This window comes from Ignavibacteria bacterium, from assembly GCA_016873845.1.
Taxonomy (GTDB): Bacteria; Bacteroidota; Ignavibacteria; order Ch128b; family Ch128b; genus JAHJVF01.
Genome location: VGVX01000041.1, coordinates 1 through 24,905, shown reverse-complemented (window position 1 = coordinate 24,905; position 24,905 = coordinate 1). Strand labels below are relative to the sequence as shown.

At 36.4% G+C, this 24,905-nt stretch carries 15 protein-coding genes; all 15 read left to right on the top strand.

Going from position 1 to position 24,905, the window contains the following annotated elements; all coding sequences use genetic code 11:
• The coding region (locus tag FJ213_08640; GenBank protein MBM4176225.1) for a T9SS type A sorting domain-containing protein at positions 1-3,624 on the top strand (3,624 nt) is incomplete at its 5' end.
• Positions 3,625-3,831: 207 nt separating this feature from the next.
• Positions 3,832-6,648: a T9SS type A sorting domain-containing protein gene (locus tag FJ213_08635; GenBank protein MBM4176224.1), complete on the top strand. Its 2,817-nt coding sequence runs from the start codon at positions 3,832-3,834 to the stop codon at positions 6,646-6,648.
• A 38-nt stretch (positions 6,649-6,686) separates the two neighbouring features.
• On the top strand, positions 6,687-8,687 hold the full coding sequence (locus FJ213_08630) for a M28 family peptidase (protein ID MBM4176223.1): 2,001 nt from the start codon (positions 6,687-6,689) through the stop codon (positions 8,685-8,687).
• Positions 8,684-11,956: a T9SS type A sorting domain-containing protein gene (locus FJ213_08625; GenBank protein MBM4176222.1), complete on the top strand. Its 3,273-nt coding sequence runs from the start codon at positions 8,684-8,686 to the stop codon at positions 11,954-11,956. Before FJ213_08630 ends, FJ213_08625 begins: the two co-directional genes overlap by 4 nt.
• An 8-nt stretch (positions 11,957-11,964) precedes the next feature.
• Complete coding sequence (locus tag FJ213_08620; GenBank protein MBM4176221.1) at positions 11,965-15,189, top strand: T9SS type A sorting domain-containing protein; 3,225 nt, start codon at positions 11,965-11,967, stop codon at positions 15,187-15,189.
• A gap of 64 nt (positions 15,190-15,253) precedes the next feature.
• Positions 15,254-16,639 (top strand): glycoside hydrolase family 5 protein, encoded by a 1,386-nt coding sequence (locus tag FJ213_08615; protein MBM4176220.1) that lies wholly within the window; start codon positions 15,254-15,256, stop codon positions 16,637-16,639.
• Positions 16,640-16,655: 16 nt separating this feature from the next.
• Positions 16,656-19,067 carry a T9SS type A sorting domain-containing protein gene (locus FJ213_08610; GenBank protein ID MBM4176219.1) on the top strand — a complete coding sequence of 804 codons (2,412 nt, stop codon included), beginning with the start codon at positions 16,656-16,658 and terminating at the stop codon, positions 19,065-19,067.
• Positions 19,064-19,996 (top strand): methionyl-tRNA formyltransferase, encoded by a 933-nt coding sequence (locus FJ213_08605; GenBank protein MBM4176218.1) that lies wholly within the window; start codon positions 19,064-19,066, stop codon positions 19,994-19,996. The genes FJ213_08610 and FJ213_08605 overlap by 4 nt, the downstream gene beginning before the upstream one ends.
• A 194-nt stretch (positions 19,997-20,190) precedes the next feature.
• Positions 20,191-21,489 (top strand): aminotransferase class I/II-fold pyridoxal phosphate-dependent enzyme, encoded by a 1,299-nt coding sequence (locus tag FJ213_08600; protein MBM4176217.1) that lies wholly within the window; start codon positions 20,191-20,193, stop codon positions 21,487-21,489.
• Positions 21,489-22,235: a peptidoglycan editing factor PgeF gene (gene pgeF, locus FJ213_08595; protein MBM4176216.1), complete on the top strand. Its 747-nt coding sequence runs from the start codon at positions 21,489-21,491 to the stop codon at positions 22,233-22,235. Before FJ213_08600 ends, pgeF begins: the two co-directional genes overlap by 1 nt.
• Complete coding sequence (locus FJ213_08590; protein MBM4176215.1) at positions 22,232-23,146, top strand: DMT family transporter; 915 nt, start codon at positions 22,232-22,234, stop codon at positions 23,144-23,146. Before pgeF ends, FJ213_08590 begins: the two co-directional genes overlap by 4 nt.
• 3 nt (positions 23,147-23,149) lie before the next feature.
• Positions 23,150-23,521 carry a dihydroneopterin aldolase gene (gene folB / locus FJ213_08585; GenBank protein ID MBM4176214.1) on the top strand — a complete coding sequence of 124 codons (372 nt, stop codon included), beginning with the start codon at positions 23,150-23,152 and terminating at the stop codon, positions 23,519-23,521.
• Positions 23,511-23,999: a 2-amino-4-hydroxy-6-hydroxymethyldihydropteridine diphosphokinase gene (folK, locus tag FJ213_08580; protein ID MBM4176213.1), complete on the top strand. Its 489-nt coding sequence runs from the start codon at positions 23,511-23,513 to the stop codon at positions 23,997-23,999. Before folB ends, folK begins: the two co-directional genes overlap by 11 nt.
• A 2-nt stretch (positions 24,000-24,001) precedes the next feature.
• Complete coding sequence (locus FJ213_08575; GenBank protein ID MBM4176212.1) at positions 24,002-24,670, top strand: deoxynucleoside kinase; 669 nt, start codon at positions 24,002-24,004, stop codon at positions 24,668-24,670.
• Positions 24,671-24,850, top strand: a complete 180-nt coding sequence (locus FJ213_08570) for a hypothetical protein (protein ID MBM4176211.1) — start codon at positions 24,671-24,673, stop codon at positions 24,848-24,850.
• Positions 24,851-24,905: the final 55 nt, after the last annotated feature.

Sequence of the window (24,905 nt, the reverse complement as noted above, 5' to 3'; positions counted from 1 at the left end):
AATAATGGTACAAGCTGGAATACTATAGGTTATGCACCAGCTAAAACTGCAAGCAAGGTTAGATTAGATGGATTTAATCCGAAAGATCCTGCAGGATTAATTGAAGGTGAACTCGGAATATATGCTTGGACAATTCCTAATACACCATCCACTCAGTGTAAAGTAAGAGTATCAGACTCAACAAACGCTGCAGTGAATGACGTAAGTGATAACGTATTTACTATTAGTGAAGGTGTTATTGGTGAAAATTGGACGGTGCAAACTTCCAATACCACTGCAACTCTTTATAGTGTAAGTACTGTTGATGCCAACATCGCATGGGCAGGTGGATTGGGAGGAGTTGTAATTCGCACGACTAATGGTGGAACAACCTGGTCTGTTGTTACAAGTCCAAGAGCAACTGATGTTTATAATGTAAAGGCAATTGATGCCAACAAATGTCTTGTAACTACTAGTGGTACTGCCGATACCAAAATTCATTTAACCACTAATGGTGGAACTTCTTGGACAGATGTTTACACACAAGCCGGTGGCTTTATCAATGTTATTGAAATGTTTGATGCTAATAATGGCTATGCACAAGGAGATCCTGTAAGTGCTGCTTGGACACTCCTAAAAACCACAAACGGTGGAGCTTCATGGACTTCTGCAGCAACTTTAGCACAAGCTGGAGCTGAAGCTGGCTGGAATAATTCCTGGCATTGGGTCGGAACAACCGGCTGGTTTGGTACAAATAATTCACGTGTATACAAAACGACTGACGGTGGAGCGACTTGGACAAATTATGCTACGACCGTAGTGAACAGTTATTCTGTTGCTTTCGGTTCAGCATCAAAAGGATTCACAGGTTCAGCAACTGGTACAGCTAATATTTCATCCAATGGCGGTGTGAACTGGGTTGCTAACACTACACCAGCTACTGGAAATATTCTTGGTGCGACTTCAGTCGCTGAAGATCAATATTGGTTTACCTCTGGAAATAATGTCTATTATACTTCCAATCATGGTTCAAGCTGGTCTACTAGCCATGCAGGCGCCGCAGCCCTGAATGATGTAAATATTAAAGGACTTGGCGGAGCTAATGCTGTTGGTTATGCAGTCGGTTCCACCGGACGTGTAGTTAAATACTTTAGAGGTGTAATACCTCCATCTATAGTTGTGACCGCACCTAATGGAGGTGAAAACTGGACGGTTGGTTCAACAAAACAAATTTCATGGACATCACTTGGTGTAACAAGAGTAAAACTCGAGTTTACAACAGATAATGGTGGTTCATGGAATTTGATTGGATATGGCCCTGCACTTTTAGCTAAATCTTCTGATTTAAAAACTGCAGAAGGACTCGACAAATTTACTGAGGAAATAACAGGAGTTTACAATTGGTTAATTCCAAATACTCCATCATCCCAGTGTAAAGTTCGAGTTTCTGATTCGACAAATGCTGCTTTATTTGATGTCAGTGATAATACATTTACAATCAGTCCGGCTGGTGTTGGTCCGGTACTGCAATTCTCTTATGATATTACTGCGTTATCAAGCAGCAATTTAAGAGCAATGTATGGTGCTGAATTTGACGGCTCGAATTTCTGGATTACGAGATGGTCGACTTCTTTTGGTACTTCGATTCTCTTTAAGATAAATAAAGCTGGAACTGCTATTCTCGATTCAGGTGCGGTTACCGGTTTTCCATCTGGAGCAGGTCTAAGAGACTTGGCATGGGATGGTCAATACCTTTATGGAAGTAACTACTCAACAACAATCTATAAAATTGATCCTGCAACTAAGACGGTTGTTGGTACGAGTACTTCTCCGGTCGCGGTAAGAGGGATTTCATACAGTTCTGCTGATGATGGTTTCTTTGTGGCTGATTGGGGTGGAGCAATCTACTTAATCAGGAGAAATGGAACAACAATACGAACGATTCAACAATCTGTTCATGGTTTAACCGGAATGTCTGGTAACGCATATGATACTTTGAGTGCAGGCGGACCATATCTTTGGGTATGGGATGATGGTTCCTCTACAAATACAACCTCGTTCTTGGTTAAATTAAATGCGGCAACTGGTGCAAGAGTCGATAGCTTCGATCTAGCTCCGACAATGCCTGCAACAGTAATCGGTGGCGGATTGTTTGTAACTGATCAATTCCAAGCTGGCACTTATACACTGGGTGGATTAAACCAATCTGAACCGCACACATTATTTGGATACAAGATTGGTACTTCTGGACCAACACCAGGCACAATAACTGTCTTGTCACCAAATGGCGGTGAAAAACTATATGCCGGCAGAATGCATTTCATCAATTGGAGTGTATTTGAATTAACCGGTAATGTAAATATTAGACTCTCCTCGGATGGGGGAACATCGTATCCAACAGTTTTAGCATCTGGCATTCCCGCCAGCAGAGGTTGGTATGCATTCGCTGCACCTACAGCTCTAGGAACGCAATACAAAGTTAAAATTGAAGCTTCAGCTAATAATGCGAACTTCGATGAAAGTGATGCTAACTTCTCAGTAGTTGCAGCACCTGCTCCAATTAGCGTTGATGTCCCGCTTGTAGTTTCGGATACCAAACGTTTCAGACTACTTAGATTTGGTTTGGATCCAGCTGCAACTGATGGAATAAATGCTGGATTGGGTGAGGAAGAATTACCACCACCACCACCAACAGGTGTCTTCGATGCACGCTTTATTGGTGATGATATTGGAATTACGACACTTGGTCAAGGTATTGCGATGGATTATCGCCAAGGTGTAAATCTTGGAATCACTACCAAGATACATGAGCTCAAATTCCAAAGAATGTCTGGTAATAATGTAGTTATCTATTTCCATCTGCCAGCAGATGTAAAAATCAGATTCCAAAACTTTACCGGCACAACCTTTGACACTACAGTTTCTGGAACAGGAATGATAACTGTATTAGATTCTCTATTGAGCAAGCTCAAACTAACAGTAAATTATTTCCCGAATGCGGTTTTAGGTTCATTTAACTTGACTACACCGTCGGATAACGGAGTGGTTACTGTTAAAGAAGGTGATACAACTAGTGTCTCATTCAAATGTGGAAAAGCGTTCAATGCTGTTAAATATGTGTGGAGAATGGGAGTCCCATTCATTTCACCATACTTTATAGAGTATGTCTGTGATAACAGCGGAGCAGATTCTGCATTAACTAAGAAACAAAAAGATCTATACACTATGCTATATAATGTTGGTGCACGAGATTCTATTAGTGGTCAGTGGGCAATCTGGGCTTACAAGACCGGATTAACTGATTCATTGAGGTCTACAAGTGCATTCAATATTAAATTCAAGTTGGTGCCTTTAGTTAATGTTGACCCAAGATTGCTGCCGACTGAATACACTTTATATCAAAATTATCCAAATCCATTTAATCCATCGACAAAAATCAAATTTGGTATTCCTCAAGAATCCAATGTTACTGTCGAGGTATTCAATGTTGTGGGTGAACGAATAGCCGTACTGATGGATGAACATAAAAAAGCCGGTTATTATGAACTTACACTTGATGCCAAAGGTATGGAAAGCGGTGTATACTTCTATAAGATTACTGCTGGTAATTTTGTGAATGTAAAGAAGATGGTATTACTCAAGTAAATAATGGACATTACCTGAGTTAATGTTCTTCAAAGCAGAAGCCCGACCATTCGGGCTTTTGCTGTTTATAAAATGATTTTCTGAGGATAGAGAAAGAAAGCATTCTGCTTCCTTTCATCTTTAACCCAAAAATTTTCAAGTGATTATTAACTTTGTATAACCTATTTTTGTGCACTTTACAGCAGGATAATTGTGATAAAATATTATATGAAATTACTTTTATTAGTTTTATTTACCTCAATCTCGTTAACAGCCGGTCAAAACAAAGCCGGTAAATTTCTTTCGAGACTTCTCGAGAAAGATAGTGTAGATCAAACATATAAGGTTTGGATTTATTTTATTGATAAAGGTCCAATCTCACTAAAGGAAATTATCGATCCAACTTCTGTCATCTCTCAAAGATCATTGGAGCGTCGAAAGAAAATTCAAAACCGAAATGACCTAATCGATTTTTTGGATTTACCTGTTTATGACAGTTATGTTCAGAAATTGATTCCAAGGATTTCTAAATTCAGGCAAAATTCTAAATGGCTCAATGCTGTAAGTGTAGAAGCCAGTCTGGTAGCGATTAAAGATATTATAAAATTCGATTTTGTCCGTCAAGTTGAATTGATTGAGGTCTATCACAAAAGATATGATGTTGAAGATAAAAGTGTCTTTAAAACGATAACTATCCCGAATGCCCCAATGGCTTTGAACTATGGGCAATCGTTAACTCAGAATCAGCAAATAAATGTTCCCGCCGTTCATAATTCAGGTAATTACGGTCAAGGAATTTTAGTTGGTGTATTTGATACGGGTTTTAACCGATTAACGCACGAAAGTTTTTCCCAAATGAATATTCTTACGACTTATGATTTTGTGAACAATCGACCTTACGTCGGTGATGGACAGGGAGGACAAGGAACTGGAACTCACGGCACTCAAACACTTTCAACAATCGGCGGATATAAAGAAGGACAACTGATAGGGCCTGCATTTGGTGCGACTTACATTCTTGCTAAAACTGAAAACACCGCAAGTGAAACGCCCATTGAAATGGACAATTGGCTTCGTGCAGTTGAATGGGCGGACAGTATTGGAGTTGATGTGATCAGTTCTTCATTAGGTTATTTAGATTTTGATCCTCCATACCCGAGTTACACTTGGCAGAATATGGATGGAAACACAACAGTTGTCACAATCGGAGCTGACCTTGCCGTAAAGCGCGGAATTGTTGTGGTAAACTCTGCAGGGAACGAAGGTTTTAACTCAACTCGTAATACATTAATTGGTCCGGCTGATGGAGATAGTGTTATTGCCGTTGGTGCTGTTGGCTCGAGTGGAACAAGAGTTTCATTTAGTTCCGTCGGTAACACAGTGGATGGAAGAATTAAACCGGACATCATGGCGATGGGTTCAGGTGTGCGAGCCGCGAGTACTTCAAGTGATATCGGTTACACTTCTGTCAGTGGGACATCATTTTCATGTCCTCTATCTGCTGGAGTTGCTGCTTTGATACTATCCGAGAATCCAAAACTAACTCCGATGCAGGTGCGAGATGCATTGAGAAACACTGCAAACAATGCATCTACTCCAAATCGTGAATATGGATGGGGAATTATTAATGCACAATTAGCAGTGGATTACTATAATATTAAATTTACCCACACTTTACCAAATGATTCAACAAATCTTACTGGACCATATCGAATCGCTGTAAAGCTAAATTCGAGATTAGTAATTGATGAAAATAATGTAAAGCTTTTTTGGGGAAGGGGTTCGGTCACAGATTCAATTCTGATGAATAAAGTAGCGGTTGATAGTTTTGTCGCATTTATACCCGGAAACGGAAATTCAGCGATTTATAAATATTACATTTCGGCAAGAACTCTTGGGGGTGAAGTTCAGAAGTCTTTACCGAAAAATGCACCAACAGAATTGCTTTCATTTACTGTAGGGAGTACAGCGAATATTACTACTATCACAGGCTGGAATTTGATGAGTATCCCAGTTGAAGCATCTGAAAATTCGAAGGAAGCTCTTTTTCCTAATTCATCATCCTACGCTTATGGATACAATGGAAATTATTTCATTAAGAATAATTTGGAATTAGGGAAGGGTTTTTGGCTTAAGTTTGTAGCACCGCTGACTCATAATTTAGCCGGACAAATTATTAGTTCAGTTTCAATTCCGGTTTCGAATGGTTGGAATTTAATTGGTTCACTTAACTCAACTATACCAGTTTCATCTATAATTACTACTCCACCAAATATTATTATGACTCCTTTCTTCCATTTCAGCAATGGATATTATGCAACTACAAATTTAGAAAAAGGAAAGGGGTATTGGGTTAAAGTTAGTCAAGATGGACTGTTTCAACTGAATACTACCTTTTCTAAATATGATATTCAATACCAATATGATTTCGAAGGTTATGATAAGCTCAAGATCACTGATGTTCGTGGAAAAACTACTTATCTATATTTTGGAGGAAATCTTGATGCCGGTTATGAACTCCCGCCCATCCCTCCAGCTGAAATATTTGATATCCGATTTATAACAAACTTTAACATCAGTAATTCAGTTGATTTAATAAAAATGCAATCTGTAGAGTCTCCATTGGCACTCGAGTTTTTTTCTAATCGCAATTCAAGTTTAAAGATTTCTGATCCGATCAGTGGTGAATTGTTGAGTAACATGTATAACGGAGACAAACTTAAGCTGGATAATAATAATGCTTTTGGTATACAAACTGAGTATTCACTTGGTGATATTAGCTTTCAGCTTTATCAAAATTTTCCTAATCCGTTCAATCCTGCAACAAATATAAAATTCCAAATACCGGAAGCTAGTAAAGTGTCACTGAAAGTTTTTGATATTCTCGGCAGAGAAATTGCGACTTTGGTCAACGCCAAGCATGAACCAGGAGAATATAATTATCAATTTTCAATAAGCAATTTTCAATTAACAAGCGGAGTTTATTTTTACACTTTAACAGCAAACAATCAATCTAAAACAATGAGGATGTTATTCCTGAAGTAATTTACTAATTCAGCAACAATGAAAGAGCGTAATCAGAGATGAAAAAAATAAATGTTTTACTTGCTTTACTTTTTATTTCAACCATTGGATTTGCACAGGCACCGAATCTCATCCAGTTAATTAATGATGTATCACTCGATAGTCTGAAATTATATAATCGCCAATTATCAGGAGATACTTCATGCGTAATCGGCGGTGCTAATTATACAATAGTTTCAAGGCACAAAAATCAACCCGGAAATGATAAAGCTGCACAATTTATTTATGAAAAATTTCTTTCTTATGGACTTACAGCTAAGTATGATAGTTTCAGTACCACTGGAAAGAATGTTATAGGAACTAAACTTGGGACACAATATCCAAACCAGTATTACATTATTTGTGCGCATTTTGACGATATGCCGAGTGGTACTACTGCACCTGGGGCGGATGACAATGCGAGCGGAACAGCTGCAGTAATGGAACTTGCAAGAGTATTTTCAAAGTACAGTTTCAAGTATACTGTAAAATTTATGGCTTGGGATGAAGAAGAGCAAGGTTTAGTCGGCAGCAACTTTTATGCGACTCAGGCGCGAAATAGAAACGACAGCATACTTGCAGTTATTAATCTTGACATGATTGCATACGATAATAACAATGATGGCAAATGTGATGTCCATTCGAAAAGTGTCGCAAACACAGTGCAAATCGCAAATGATTTCATTGCAAATATCACACAATACAGCATTCCTCTCGTTCCAAGAGTGGTTGCTTCTCAGCCATACAGCGATCATGATTCATTCTTAAAGAAAAATTATGGTGCAATTTTGATCATTGAAGATGATAATGAATTTAATCCGAGATATCATACAGTGAATGACAAATATCAATACAATAATATGCCTTACGCACATCGAATTACTCAAGTCACAGGAGTAACTATTGCAGAATATGCTCAAATGAATACCGGAACATATGTAAACATAAACACTTTTGATGGTTGGAATTTACTCTCTGTTCCGCTAGACCCGACAGATAATAAGAAAACATCACTTTTTTCTTCTGCTGTTTCTTATGCCTATACATACAATGGAAATTACAGCATTCAAGATACTATGGTTCTTGGAAGAGGTTATTGGTTAAAGTTTAATGGAGATCAATCGCATGCAATTCAAGGTGAAGTTAAATCAACTGCTGTAGTTGGAATGAATAGTGGATGGAATTTAGTCGGCGGATTAAATTCAGACGTATCAGTGGCAGCAATATCAACAAATCCTCCAGGAATCCTATCGAGCCAGTTTTTTGAATATAATATGGGATACGCTCCAGTGACAGCACTTAAACGCGGAAAAGGTTATTGGATCAATACTAATCAAAGTGGAACGATGACTTTGTCCACGTCGACTTTCAAAAATCATTCCGAGGATATTTTATCAAAATTTGATTTTGATTGTACATTGACAATCGAAGATGCATCTGGGAAAATTAAAAAACTCTTTTTAACATCAAATTATTCCAATCATGAATTCCTTCTACCGCCAATTCCGCCTAATGGAGTATTTGATATTAGATTCTTTGACGATAGGTTTGCAGCGAATTCTTATCAGGAGAATCTCATTAAATTAAATTCAGTAAGTTTCCCGGTTAAGATTGAACTGAATAGTAAGTCTGGAGCAAATTATAAAGTCTACTCGAATATGCTTGATGAAACTTTTTCTCAAAGTTTAGGAAATGGACAAACAGTAATAATTCATCAAACAACAGAATTACTGAAAATTAAACCTGCACTAGCTCCAACTGAATACAGTTTAGGACAAAACTATCCTAATCCATTTAATTCTCAAACGACCATTAATTACACTCTTGCGAAATATGGTAATGTGAAGATAAGTCTGATAAATTCAATCGGACAAGTAGTAAAGGAATTAATTGATGCTAATCAAAATGCTGGTTCGTATAAATTGAACTTGAACGGGGATGACTTAGCAAGCGGAATTTATTTGATCAAGCTTAAGACAAGTGATTTAGTTTTAACTAAAAAATGTATTTTACTTAAATGAGAAAAATATTATTTGCTTTAATTTTAAGTTCTCTGTGCAATGTCTTTGCTCAGAATGAATATCGTGATAAGCTGTTAGAATCGTCAGTTTACGATCAAGCTCCCGCAGAGTTGAAAAACCGAAAAGCATTCATTCGTGAGTGGAAATTCTTTGAAGAGAGAGCTTTTCCGGAAGGAAAAATTCCTAACAAAGCTTATGAAAACTCTATCCAACAAAGAAATCAGATGCGAGTCAATTCAAACGATCTTACTCGTTCTATTACATGGACAAATTTAGGTCCAACACCTGGATATTACTCGAATTATGGAAATATTTCTTCAAGGATAGTAACTGGCGCTTATAATCCAACTAATCCGAACATAATTTACATTGGTCCTGCAAATGGCGGCGTTTGGAAGTCAATTGATAATGGTACGAGTTGGACTCCACTAACCGATGATCAACCATCGCTTTCGATGGGAGCTATTGCAATCGATCCGACAAATCCAGAAAATATTTATGCAGGTACTGGAGAAGCAACATATAGCGGCGCTTCTTATTACGGAAGAGGTTTGTTGAAATCTACGAATGGCGGTGCAACTTGGCAGCACATTACATCCGGATTACCGTCATCTTCTTACTTCTCGCGAATAGTTATACGTCCTGGAAATAGCATACAATTGCTTGCGGCATTGGGCACAAGCGGACTTTACCGAAGCACTAACTCAGGAGTTACTTGGACTCAACTTCTTGCAGGACGGTGCGACGATGTAATCTATACTGCTTCCGGTGATACAGCATTTGCTGTTGGTAATGGGATCGGTATGCAGAGATCGATAAACGGCGGAGCAACGTTTTCAAGTTTTAGTTCGAATCTGCCGGATGGAACGCGAACCCATTTTGATCTGTGCCTTAAAACACCCTCAATAATGTACGCCGCTGTGTATGCGAGCAGCGCTGTTAAAGTTTATAAATCAACTGACAATGGAGTTGTTTGGAATCAGATTGCGACATCGCAGAATTTTGATGGTTCTCAAGCTTGGTATGACCTTTACTGCAAAGTGCACCCAAAGAATCCGAATGTTGTCTTCGTAGGAACCATCGATGTTTATCGATCGACAAACGGGGGAGCGAATTTTTCAAACATTACGAACGGCTACAGTGGAGGTAATGTCCATGTTGACCAGCATAATTTAGTTTTTCATCCCAGTGATGATAATACAATTCTAAGTTTAAATGATGGAGGAATCTATCGTTCTACAAATTTAGGCGCATCCTTTGAAAATTTGAATGAGAAACTTACTCTTACACAATTCTACCGAATTGCTGCAAGTCCCTTTACTCCAGCAAGAATTTTAGGTGGTACACAAGATAATGGAACTCAACAAACGTATGGCACGATGAATTGGGCTGCTGCGTTTGGCGGTGATGGCGGTGAAGTATGTTTTAATCCTTTCAACTCAAATTTCATTATAGGTGAAACTCAAAATGGCGGATTGAGGAGAACCACTAATGGAGGATCTTCGTGGATATCAGCTTCATCCGGAATTTCAACTTCAGAAAGTGTTGCATGGGTAGCACCGATAATTGCACATCCAGTGACATCCGGAACATTTTATGTGGCTCGAACGCGGGTCTATCGCTCCATTGATAATGGAGGATCGTGGACTGCAATTTCTGGAAATGTTAATGGAACCACCGCCGTTAGAGAATTGGCAATAAGTAAATCAAATCCATTAATTATGTATGCCACATCTTCAAGTAAGGTATTTAAGTCAGAAGATGGCGGCGTTAATTGGACGAATGTAACTTTTGGATTACCGAATAAAACTATTACCTCAGTTTATGTTCACCCAACAAATTCGAGTATTTCGTTTTTAACTTTTTCTGGATTTGGTACGGAGAAAGTCTACCGAAGTACAAATGGTGGTACTAGTTGGTCGAGCATCCATGCTAATCTGCCTGATTCCCCCGCAAATGATATGTTCATTTATCCTGATGATCCTGATAAAACTTATTTTATCTCTTCTGATGTTGGAGTATTTATGACAACAGATTCGGGTTTAAGCTGGATTGAAATCTATCAAGGATTGCCGAATACAGTAGCTATACATTTGGATTATTCTCCGACGATCCAAAAACTGAGAGTCGGAACTCATGGAAGAGGAGTATTCGAAGCCTCCCTCAATTTAACCGGAACTTCTGCATCATTTACAACGCAATCGGGTTGGAATCTTCTATCTATTCCGTTAAACTCAATAAATAAATCAAAAGACTATTTTTTCCCAAATTCAAATTCATATGCATACACATATGAGAATGGGTATCAAATTTCGGATTCATTGATGCTCGGTGTTGGATACTGGCTGAAATTTCCGAGCGTGCAATCGCACACTATTTATGGTGAAGTCGTTAATCCGCATACAATTAATTTATCTTCCGGCTGGAATATAATCGGTGCAATGAATTCTCCGATACAGACTAATTCGATTACAACCAATCCGTCAGGAATAATTTCATCTCAGTTTTTTGCATATGATAATGGTTATAATCCTGTTACAGTACTTGAAGTCGGAAAAGGACATTGGTTGAAGACCAATGCATCAGGCTCTCTAACTTTTACTACAACCTCATACAAACCGCCTGAAAAAACTTCTTCATCTCTTGATGAGACGGATAAAATCGTTATAAAAGATGATGATAGTCAAACATATTCGTTTTATTTTACTGATCGAAATTTTGATCTATCTCAGTACGAATTACCCCCTTCACCTCCTTCTGGATCGAAAGATGCGAGGTTTATCAGTAATAGATTTGTCGAATCAGCAGGAACAGCTCAAGTAATATCAATTTCGAATTTACAATATCCAATTAGCTTAAATTATAATTCAAAGAAAAATTCAAGTTTGGAATTATCTTTTATTTCGCAGAATGGACCTGTAAATGTTTTCTTGAAGAGTGGAGAAGAATTTATCATCCATGATTCGAAGATTGATCGGATCAAAGCTAAAGTTTCGAATTCAGAATATGGATTCAGTTTAGCTCAAAATTATCCAAATCCCTTTAACTCAAGTACACTAATTAATTTTGAAATTCCAAAATCAGCTTACACGACTTTAAAACTATTTGATTTACTCGGAAGGGAGTTAAAAATCTTAGTCCAGGAAAAACTCGAAGAGGGTAAACATTTTTACAAGCTCGATGTTTCGGATCTGTCGAGCGGAGTATATTTTTATTCCCTAAATTGGGAAGGAAATTCGTTGTCAAAAAGAATGATTTTAATCAAGTGAGGTTCTTAATGTTATTTCGTAATCTCTTTTTCGCAGTGGTGATGTTTTCTTCAATTAATCTCATCGCACATGAAGGGAATGATTATTCCAAGGTTAAACTTCAAATTAATTCAGCAAGTGATTTTGAAAAGCTGTTTAATTCTGGCATCGATATTCATTGCCAGCTCGATAGAAAAAATATCGCTTCTCCTGAAATTTGGGTTTCTGAAGCAGAGATTGAACAATTAAGACAGCTTGGATTAACTTTTACTGTACTAGTTGAAAGCTGGAAGGACTATTACAAATCTCAACCATTGTATTCGACACATGAGCTGCACCTACTTAAAGAAAAGTATGGAATAATGGGATTTGGTTTCGGATCAATGGGAGGATTTTATACATTTAATGAAGTAGTTGCCCATCTTGATACAATGAGAATGCTGTATCCAAATTTAATTACTGCAAAAACAAGTATCGGTAATTCAATTGAGAGTCGTTCAATATGGATGGTAAAGATTTCGGATAATCCTGATGTGAATGAAAACGAACCACAAGTAATGTATACTGCAATGACCCATGCACGAGAACCTCAAGGCATGATGACACTAATGTATTATATGTATTATCTTCTGGAAAGATATGGAATTGATCCGGAGGTAACCTACTTAGTCAATAACAGAGAGATGTATTTTCTTCCAGTTCTGAATCCTGATGGATATGAATATAATAGATCAACAAATCCGAGCGGCGGGGGAATGTGGAGAAAAAACAGAAGAAATAATGGAGGAAGTTTTGGAGTTGACCTAAATAGGAATTATGGGCCCTATGAATATTGGAATGCACCTAATGGCGGCTCAAGTACATCACCAAGCAGTGACACTTATCGGGGAACTGCGCCTTTCTCTGAACCTGAAGATGCAGGCATGAAAGATTTTCTTCTAACGAAAAAAATTAGAGCTGCGTTAAATTATCATACGTATAGCAATCTTCTCATTTATCCTTATGGGGCGCTAGTTCGCGAAACGGCAGATTCCTTGATCTATCGTGAGTACGCACGAGATATGACAGCTTACAATGGATATGTTTACGGTACAGATCAACAGACTGTAGGTTATGCGACGAGAGGTAATTCGGATGATTATATGTATGACGGCGAACCAATTGCAACACGCGGAAAGATATTTGCAATGACACCTGAGGTCGGTTCATCATCCGATGGTTTTTGGCCAAGTCAAAGCAGAATATTTCCATTGGCAATTGAAAATCTAAAACCTAATCTATATTATTCATGGATTGCCGGAGAATATCCATCGATCGCTCAAAAAACATTTATAAAAAACGGAAATTATATTGTACCAGGTGATAGTGTACAAATGATAATCGAATTGAAAAATAAAGGTTTAAGCAGCGCATACAATGTTGGAGTCACATTTACCTCCCTATCGCCATATGTAAATATTTTAAGTGGTGCTTCAATTTCGATTGATTCTCTACCAGGCCGTGAATCTGTCTCAACAAATATAAGTCCGATGAAATTTTATATTTCACCTATTACACCAAATGGATCAAAGCATAAAGTTGCTGCCGTAATTGCAATTAACGGCACTGCACTCATTTCAGACACAACTTCTATAGTTGTAGGCACTCCATCTGTTCTATTTACTGATAATTTCGAAGGTGGAACTTCAAATTGGACATTAACAAATACTTGGGGTTTGACAACATCGAGTTCAAAGTCTCCAGTTAACTCAATTACGGACAGCCCTGCAGGAAATTATCCAGCAAATGTTAATACCGATTTAGTAAAAACTCAATCGATTGATCTAAGTAACTCTATTCTTGCTAATCTTGAATTCTGGACACGCTGGGACATTGAAGCATCTTGGGATTTTGGTCAAGTTCAGGTTAGCACGAATAATGGAAGTTCTTGGGCTTCATTAGCAGGTTCATATACTCGACCCGGAAGCGGCAAAGGAAAACAACCATCCGGTTCAATTGGTTATGATGGCACACAGATAACTTGGGTGAAAGAATCAATGGATTTATCCAGTTATGTTGGAATGAGCAATGTAAAGCTGAGATTTAATCTCCAGAGTGATGGCTCTGTTCAAAAAGATGGCTGGTACATAGATGATGTGAGTATTATTAGCTACCAAACAACTTCGAGCGGTTCAACTTCAAGTTTCTCGACTGTAGATGGATGGAACATAATTTCAGTTCCTCTGGAAGTCCCAGACTGTAGAAAATCAATTATATTCCCGAGTTCAACTTCAAATGCATATTGGTTTAATGATTTCTATTTAGTAAAAGATTCTTTACAGAACGGCTATGGATATTGGTTGAAATTCAATGGGAATCAGAATCACACTATTAATGGAATTCAACAAAGTGCTGTTAACATGCCATTGAAAACCGGTTGGAACTTAATCGGTGGACTTAATGGGAGCCTGCCAGTAGCGAGTTTAATTACAACTCCACCCGGAATAATTCAAGGGCAGATATTTGGATATAATAATGGATATCATGCTGTTTCATTAATCGAAAAAGGTAATGGATATTGGCTAAAGAGTTCTCAAAATGGTTCACTAACTATGAATTTGAGTTTAGCGAAGAGTCAGATTGATAATCCCAAAATTGAGTTTGATGAATGTTTGCTAATTTCTGACGCCAGCGGTCAAATGGTGAAGGTATATTTAGACGAAAATTATGAGACAGTTCGTACAGAGCTTCCACCGATTCCACCAAGTTCGGTATTGGACTCAAGATTTTTGGGAAATTATAATATTTCTGGTTTAACTCATGAGTCAATTCTACAAATAAATAATGCCGTGTATCCAGTTAAAATATCAATTGAAAAAGGGATAGTAACTCTCAAAGTCAACGATTTAATTACCGGTAAACTGATCAATGAGATACTAACTACTGAAAATAGTTTAACAATAACAAACAGCGGTATAAATAATATAAAATTCTCTAAATCGGAAGGTGTATTGAATTTCTTCTTGTCGCAAAATTATCCGAATCCATTTAATCCTGTAACTACGATTAAATATCAAATCCCCAAAAATAGTCATGTTACGCTTAAAATTTTCGATGTACTTGGCCGTGAAGTGAAAACAATAGTTAGTGAACAAAAATCAATCGGCAGATATGAGGTTGAATTTGATGCAAGTTCAATTTCTAGCGGATTATATTTCTATAGAATTAAAGCCGGAGATTTTTCAGATACCAAGAAAATGATTGTTATAAAATAATATTTGTATTAAATTTTAACCAAAATTAAATATTAATCTAGTTCAAATACTTGTTGGAGGAAATATGCGCAGGTTCACGTGTTGCATTTTCATTGCAATCATGTTTTCCAATTCTTTATTTGCACAGTCTTCCAATTCTAAATTTATAAAGTGGCAGACTCCAAGTTTTTTTCGCGGCTATAACGTCTTAAACGAGTTCCCCAAAACACTGGAAGATATTGCAGATCTGAAGGCATCTGGAGCAAATTATGCAATGCTTGGCTGTTTTGGATTCCAAGACGTTGATTCACCTTACACTGTTAAGCAAAATTATATAGACGAAATCGATTCACTTGTAAAGTACTGCCGTACTGTCGGGATTTATTATGCCATCGCAGTCAGACAAGGACCTGGAAGAAGAGATGTCTATTTAGAATCTACCGGATTAGCGAACAAATCCACGATTTGGAAAAGACCTGATGAACAAAATTTGTACGCATCAATGTTGAAAGATATTACTTCGAGATATCTTCCCGATTCACTTTTTGCAGCAATTATACCAATTGTAGAACCCAATCCGCTTTTTGATGACACTGCATATCCGCCGGAACTATTTAAGAATAAATTAGACGCTGAAGGAATAATTATGAAAGATATTTATTCGCTTTTTATTGACTCGATCCGTACTGTGTCAACCGATATTCCTATTGTTGTACAAAATGTGTCCTATTCAAGCGCAGAATATTTTTCTATCTTAGAAAAACAATCTGATCACTTCACAGTTTATGAATTTCATAGTTATAGACCGCAAGCATATACTAAACAGGAAGCTCCAAACACAAAAACTTATCCAGGGATGTATTTTAGTATTGAGTGGTTTTCGAATATGCTCCATGATAAGAACTTTTTTAAAACAACAATTTACGAATTTGTAATAGCCTTTCAGGATAGTCACCATGTGCCGATTGTAATGGGAGAATTTGGAGTAATGAAACAGCAAAACGGAGGGATTCAATTTCTAACGGATCTTTCAGACATCGCTTTAGAAAGAGGGTGGCATTTTGCCTATTGGGATTGGCGAAGGGGAGATGGAATGTGGAATTACGAATTAATGGGCGCTGATTACTGGAATGCTGTAAAAGCGAGTTTCATAAAACCGACAACGAGTGTATCTTTGGATAATGACATCATTCCGAATGAGTTTAGAATCAGTTCGTATCCAAATCCATTTAACCCTAAAACTAAAATCAAAATATTTTCCCCTGTTAATGATTTTTTAACATTAAAATTAGTTAATATTCTGGGACAAGAAATTACTACGTTATTTAAAGGAGAGATTTTCTCCGGACAGTTTGAGTTCGAGTTAGATTCTGAAAAATTGAACTTAAGCAGTAGTCCTTATTTAGTCAAAGCAGCATTTAGCAATTCAAAATTTCAACCTTTAGTTCACAAAATTATTCTATTAAAATAAACATGATAATGGTACTATGAAAAATCCAATTTTTGCTTTAGTTGTTTTCTTCGTTTTGATTCAATTGGGAAGTGCACAGTATCCAAATATACGAGTCAGCAATCCATCTAGCACCGATCCCAATGAAACGAGCATAGCAATTAATCCAATAGATCCTTCAAATTTAGTTGCTGGGGCTAATATTAGATATTTTTATTACTCAACCAATAGCGGATCGACTTGGACTCAAGGAAATATGTCATCACCACTTGGTGTCTGGGGAGATCCTTGTGTTGTATTTGATCTATTTGGTAATGTCTATTTCGGTCATTTATCAAATCCAAGTTCTCCAGGTTATTGGATTGATAGAATTGTTGTTCAGAAATCCACGAACAAAGGAGTTTCATGGAGTAGCGGAGTCGGTATTGGATTTAATCCTCCGGTTCGTGCTCAAGATAAAGAATGGATAGCCGTTGATTGGACTAATAGCACTTATCGCAATAATCTCTATATGGCTTGGACAGAATTTGATAATTATGGCAGCTCAAACTCTAATGATAGCTCTCGAATATTATTCTCAAGATCAACCGATGGAGGAGAAATTTGGTCTGCTCCCTATCGAATTAGTGAAAAGGGGGGCGACTGTATAGATGAAGATAACACAGTCGAGGGAGCAGTTCCGGCGGTTGGGCCAAATGGTGAGGTCTATCTTTCGTGGACCGGCCCGCTTGGATTAGTCTTTGATAAATCGATAGATGGTGGTGTGACTTGGGGACTGGATAAAGTCATCACTTCTATTCCAGGAGGGTGGGATTTTGCAGTGCCAGGTATTTATAGGTGTAATGGGCTGCCCGTAACTGCTTGTGATATAAGCAATTCACCATATAGAGGTAATATTTATATTAATTGGTCAGACCAGAGAAATGGAACGAATAACACAGATATTTTTATTGTAAAATCTACTAATGGCGGAAATACTTGGACTGCTCCAAAACGTGTGAATTCTGACATTGGAAATAAACACCAATTTTTTACATGGATGACCGTTGATCCAGGAACCGGGAGCATTTATATCGTTTATTATGATAGACGTAATTATAGCGATAACCAAACAGATGTGTATGTAGCACGCTCGACTGATGGCGGCGATACATTTAGCGAATTTAAAGTCTCTCAATCTCCATTCACTCCAACTTCTTCAGTCTTTTTTGGTGATTATACTAATATAGCAGCCCTAAATGGAAAAGTGTATCCTATTTGGACCAGGCTGGAAAGTGGTCAAAGAAGTGCTTGGATGGCAGTAATTCAAGATTCACTGCCAAATCAGGCGACTTCTACATTCTCATCAAAAGCTGGTTGGAATCTTCTATCTTCTCCTCTTACAGTCGGAAATATGACTCCTCTTACAGTTTTTCCAGGCGCTGTTTCATATGCTTACACGTATGAAGGCAATTATGCAATAAAGGATACGCTAAAAGTCGGATTAGGTTATTGGCTGAAATTTGACACTCCGCAAAATCACACTCTTATTGGCACACAATCACAAAACATCGAAGTACCGGTTCGTTCTGGATGGAATATTATCGGCTCACTAAATGGAAATATCCCAGTAAGCAATATTTCCACAAATCCTCCAGGGATTATTTCGTCGTCATTTTTCGAATACGATGGTGGATATCAAATTGCATCTGAGCTAAAGAAGGGAAATGGATATTGGATTAAGTCAAGTTCAGCGGGAACTATTAACTTAGCTATTTTAACATTTAAACCTAATCTTCAGAGCTTGGAATCTGATTTCTCCGGTTTGTCATCATTAATTTTTAGCGATGGAAATAATTCAAGTAGCTTGCATATCGCTCATAGTGTTGTAGATCAATCTAAATTTGAATTGCCTCCCAAACCACCTGCAGGAATTTTTGATATAAGATTTTCTGACAACTCTAAAATTATTTTAACAAATGAAAAAAAACTTGTACAAACTGCAGGGACTGATTTTCCAATTCGAATTAAATTAAAGAATGCTCACTCAGGATTAACAGTTCTATTAAGATTTTTGGATGGGACGAGTATTCTATTAAATGAAGAAGCCGAAACAAGTTTAAATAAAGAACATACTACTTTCGAGATTGAAGTGATTGGAAGAATATCCGAAAAAATGCTTTCACAAAATTATCCGAATCCATTTAACTCGAAAACAAAAATTAATTTCGCTGTCAGTGGCGAGAATCAAGGTCACAAACAAAAAGTTACATTGAAAGTTTATGATATTCTTGGCCGATTAATTGCAGTTCCTTTAGTTGATGAGGACAATGTTGGATTCAGAACTTTTGAATTTGATGCTGATAAATATAATTTGGTGAGTGGAGTTTACTTCTATGAATTAATTGCAATTGATCAAAGCTCAGGAGGTATATTGCGAGAAGTTAAAAAAATGAATTTTCTTAAATGAGAATAGTTTTTTTTGGAACTCCTGAATTCGCATCAATATGCCTCCAGAAAATAATTGAAACCAATCATACCATCTGTGCTGTAGTCACGGTTCCCGACAAAGAAAAAGGGCGTGGTAAGAAAAAATCGTTTTCACCTGTCAAAGGATCAGCCCTATATCACAAATTGCGTGTTCTGCAGCCTGAGAACCTCCGCGTTGAATCTTTTATTAATCAAATAAAAAATATTGAATTCGATGTTGGCGTAGTCGTTGCCTTTAGAATTTTACCGCGAGAAGTTTACAATCTTGCACCGCGAGGGATGTTCAATCTTCATGGTTCACTTCTTCCTAAATACAGGGGTGCCGCTCCGATTCAATGGTCATTGATCAATGGAGATAAAGAAACTGGCTTGACAACTTTTTTCCTTCAAGACAAAGTTGATACTGGAAATATTATCTTACAAGAAAAAGTGAAAATTGAAGAAGAGGATGACTTTGGTACTCTGCATGATAGAATGGCTCAATTTGGATCTGATTTAATTATTAAAACACTTGAAAAAATATCTTCTGGTGAAGTTAAAACAGAAGCTCAAAATAATTCGCTTGCATCGAACGCACCGAAAATTACAAAAGAGATGTGTTTAATAAATTGGAGTAAAGCGTCCACAGACATCCATAATTTAGTTCGCGGATTGTCTCCAATTCCGGCAGCTTACACGATTTTTAATAATAAAATTGTTAAAATATTTAAAACGAAAATTTCTGACATCAATTCCACATTAACGCCAGGTTGTTTTGAAATAGCCGATGACAAATTATTTGTTCATACAGGATATAAAAAAATATTGATTGAAATCCTTCAAATTGAGGGACGAAAAAAAATGACTATATCCGATTTCCTCCGTGGTTATCGTTTCGCTGATTCGAATGTAAAAAAATTTGAATCGTAAAAGATTATTCCAAAAATTCACAATCATTCCAATTTTTTTTTGTAAATTACTTATGATTTTAAATCGAATGAGAACCCTAAGCACCTAATTCTCCATTATCTCGCAAAGAAATTGAAGAGAAGTATTATAAACTATAAATTTCAAATGATTAAATAATTAATCGTTTTATGAACTATTAATTACAAGAGGTGCTTATGAGTAAAAAAGACGAAAAAAAATATACAATGGAAACCCACCTTATTTACGGTCGGGCATTCACCGAAAAATGGGATTACAATCATCATGTAGTTCCTCCTATTTCATCATCTACTACTTTTAGATTAGATTCTGCCGAACGGGGTGCGAAAGGATTTTCTGAATTTGGCAACACTTGTTTTCTGCCCGATGGCGAATCACCAATCTATATTTATGACAGAATGGGAGAGCCGAACAAGGAAATCCTAGAAGAAAATCTTGCTCTGGCAGAAATGGGAGAAACTGCCGTTACTTTTGCAACTGGGATGGGTGCAATCTCAGCAATTTTCGGAGTGTTGGCTCAATCCGGAGATGAAATCATTTGTCATAAAACATTATATGGCTGCACATTTTCCTTGCTCAATAATTGGTATCCGCGGTATAACATCGGTGTAAAAAAAATTGATATGACAAATCTTGAGAATTTGAAAAATGCAACATCTGAAAAAACCAGAGTTGTATACTTTGAATCTCCTTCGAATCCGAATTTAGAGATTATAGACATTTCAGCAGTAACAAAATTAGTCAAAGATGTTAACTCGAAACGAGATGAAAAAACTCAGATTAAAGTTGCTGTTGATAATACTTTTGCTACGCCATATTGTCAGAGGCCAATTACATTAGGAGTTGATTTCGTTGTGCACTCTCTTACAAAAAATATTGGAGGATTTGGGACTGATATGGGTGGTGTTGTTATTTGTCCCAAAAAATACCGAGATGTTATAATGCTTTATAGAAAAGATTTTGGTGCAGTCCTTGGTGCAAAAAGTGCATGGCCAATAGTCGTTTATGGACTAACATCGCTTCCAATAAGATTGCAGAAAGAAATTAAGTCCGCTACAAAGATTGCAGAGTTTCTATCAAATCATCCGGCAATATCATATGTAAATTATCCGGGACTTACTTCATTTAAGTATCATGAAATTGCAAAGAAACAGATGAAGGATTATGAAGGAAATTTTTCCCCTGGAAATATGCTTTACTTTGGTATTAAAGGTAGAAATGCTGAAGAGGGAAAAGCGAACGGGAAGAAAATAATGGACTTCATTGCAGAAAATTCTTATACGATTACACTGGCGGTCAGTCTTGGTCATATTAGAACATTGGTCGAACATCCAGGCTCAATGACACATTCAATGATTCCAGCCGATGAGCAAATTAGAGAAGGAATTGATCCAACTGGCATTCGTATGTCTGTTGGATTAGAAAATCCTGATGATATTATAAAAGATCTATCAGAGGCACTTTCGATTCTTTAATGCAGCCAGTAATTATTAGAAGCACTTTACTTAGTCAATTCGAGAATTTAGTGCATGGTGTTTCTACAGTTTTAGGTGGGGAGGATAATTCCCCATTTAAATTTAATCTCAGTCAAAATGTGGGTGATGAAGTTAAGAATGTTAAATTCAATCGTGAAGCTTTCTTCAGTTGGTTGAAAGTAAATGAGAAAAGTATTGTGTCCCAAAATCAGGTCCATGGCTGTAAAATTTCATACATTAATAAGTCTGCCTTTCTCCAAGAAAACGATGCGTTAATTACTGATAATGAAAATGTTTTCTTAACAGTAAATATTGCAGATTGCATTCCAATTTTGATTTTTGATCCTAAAAAAAAAATAGTCGCAGCAGTTCATTCTGGTTGGCGGGGTACAGAACTAAAAATTCTTCACCATACCCTTGTCAAACTGAAAACTGATCTCATGGTAAATCCGGAAGATTTGTACGTTTATTTTGGTCATTCGATTTGTAAGAATTGTTTTGTAGTGGATTGTGATGTTGCGGTAAAATTTCCAAAGGAAAATGTAAAAATTTTCAAGGAAAAATATTTGATAGATTTACCAGGAATTAATTTCACTTTGCTAAAAAATGAAGGAGTGCGTCAAGAACGGATCCAGATTTCATCTCTCTGCACTTATGAGATGAAAAATTTATTGCATTCTTATCGCCGCGATGGAATAAGATCAGGAAGAATGCTTGCAATTATAGGAATGAGAAGTACAAATTGAATTCTAAAATTTTAATACCTTTTGCCTACATAGCAATCTGCCTTTTTTGGGGTTCAAGCTGGCTGATAATCCAGTTAAGTCTTCCATATTTTCCTCCAATGCTCAACATCGGGATGCGATTCTTCATTGCAGCTGTTGTAATTTACATGATCATGAAATTAAGTGGAATTAAACTTCAACTTGACGCAAAGTCGAACAAAATATATCTTATTCTCGCAATGTTCTCGTACTCAATTCCATTTTGGATGGTATATTGGGCTGAGAGTCATATTCCTTCTTCGCTTGCATCAATTTTATTTGGCGTCTATCCATTTGCAGTTGCAATTCTTTCAAGTATTTTTATTTCTGACGAAAAGTTGACAGCTTATCGTTTCATTGGAATTACAATGGCATTTGTAGGATTAATAATAATTTTTTCTGATAGCTTGAAAATTGACATCGAAAACTATATTACCGGAATGATCTTAGTTGTAACTAGCGCTGTTATGCAAGCGGGAATATCAATCATGATCAAAAAACATGGTAGTTATCTAAATCCATTAAGCATGAATTTTATCCCGTTTCTGTTAGCAGGGATTGGTCTGATACTGTTCAGTTTTCTAGCAGAAGATTTAACCAATGCATCTTTTACAACAATTTCAGTTGGATATGTGCTATACCTTGCATTAATTGTCACGGTTTTTAATTTCACAACTTATTATTGGTTGATGCAAAGAATCTCAGTTGTTATTCTCGCTCTTACTTCTTTTATTACACCAATAGTTGCGGTAATTATCGGTTGGTTATTTCATGATGAACGACTCACTGCAAATGTATTTCTTGGTTCGTTCTTTGTTTTATTCGGAATAATTATTGTAAATTGGCGAGGAATAAAAAAGTTATATCATCAAAGAATTTTCAAGAGCATGTAGTAAATGCAGAGCAGTTTAAAATTAACAAATGCAGTCTTTTATGCTTATCATGGTGTATTCACTGAGGAGCATAATTTGGGAAGAAAATTTGAAGTTGATGCCGAATTATTTTATGATTTTAATGAAGCTTCAAATTCCGATAAACTTGAAGATGCGATTGATTATGTCTCGGTTTATAAATACATACATGATATCCTTACTGCAAATAAATTTTATCTTGTTGAAAAAATTTCATTTTTAATTGCAGAAAAAATTCTTAAAAAATTTCAGATTGTAAGCAGAGTGATCATTAACGTTAGAAAGTGTAATCCACCTGTTGGAGGTTTGATTGATAATGTTGAAGCGCAAATAGATTTACATCGAAATGAAATCTGAAGCATTTTTGTCGATTGGCTCAAACGCCGGGAATAGATTTCTAAACGTTTTAAAATCTATTTTGCAACTCGGTTTATCGACTCAAATTCAAATTGTAAAGACTTCTTCAATTTATAAAACTGAACCATATGGTTACAAAGAACAAAAAGAATTCTTAAATTTAGTAGTGAAAGTAAATACAAATTTAGAACCTATTGTATTTATAGAAGAGTTGAAGAAGATAGAGTCTAATATCGGCAGAATTCAAAGAGAACAGTGGCATGAACGCGAGATAGACATTGATATCTTGTTCTATAATAATTCAATAATTAATAGTGGGAGCTTGAAAATTCCTCATCCTGATCTTCAAAATAGAAGATTTGTACTTGAACCATTTTGTGAAATTGAAGATAAATATTATCATCCAGTTATAGGAAAATCTATTCAAGATTTGCTGTACGAATTGAAAGACAATTTAAAAGTTGAAAGATTGACTTAACGATGTCCGAAGTATTAGAAAAAAAAGAAATACGATATATTGCCATTGAAGGGGTCATTGGTGCAGGTAAAACTACACTCGCAAAACTTTTAACAGAAAAACTTAAGGCTGAGCTAGTACTCGAACAATTTGAAGCTAATCCTTTCCTTGATAAATTTTATTCGGATAAAAAGAGATATGCTTTTCAAACTCAAATATTTTTCTTATTAAATCGTTTCCAGCAGCAGCAAAGTATTGTTCAATCAAATTTGTTCTCCGAATATTTGGTAAGTGATTACATTTTTGAGAAAGACAAAATATTCGCTTATCTGAATCTTGCTGGAGACGAGTTGAAACTTTATGAAACTGTTGCTTCCCAGCTCGAAAAAAGTGTAATTAAGCCCGACATTGTAATCTACTTGCAGGCGAGTGTTGATAAATTGATGGATAACATCCATAAACGAAATCGCGATATGGAAAAAAACATGCAGCGCAGTTATATCGAACAACTTGCCGATGCTTACAATCATTTTTTCTTCATGTACAAATCAACTCCGTTGCTTATTGTTAATGCAACTCAAATGGACTTTCTAAAAAATCAACAAGATCTTGAGGAATTAATTAATTTAATATTTAGAAAAGACAGGGCTTTAGTTGAATACTATTCTCCAGAGCCGAAAGGATTGCTCTAAGTGTTACGAGTAATATTTTATGCTATTGTATTTTATTTAGTATACAGATTTATTAAGCTAATCGCCGAGAAATACTTATCTCCGACAAATCAAAAAAATAGTTTTCAAAAAAAGAACAAGCGAGATATAATCGATATTGATTATGAAGAAGTTGATGAAAATGACAAGGGCAAACAGTAATTATTCAATTTCAATTTAAAACTTATTTCATTGAGAAAAATATTTATAAATTTTC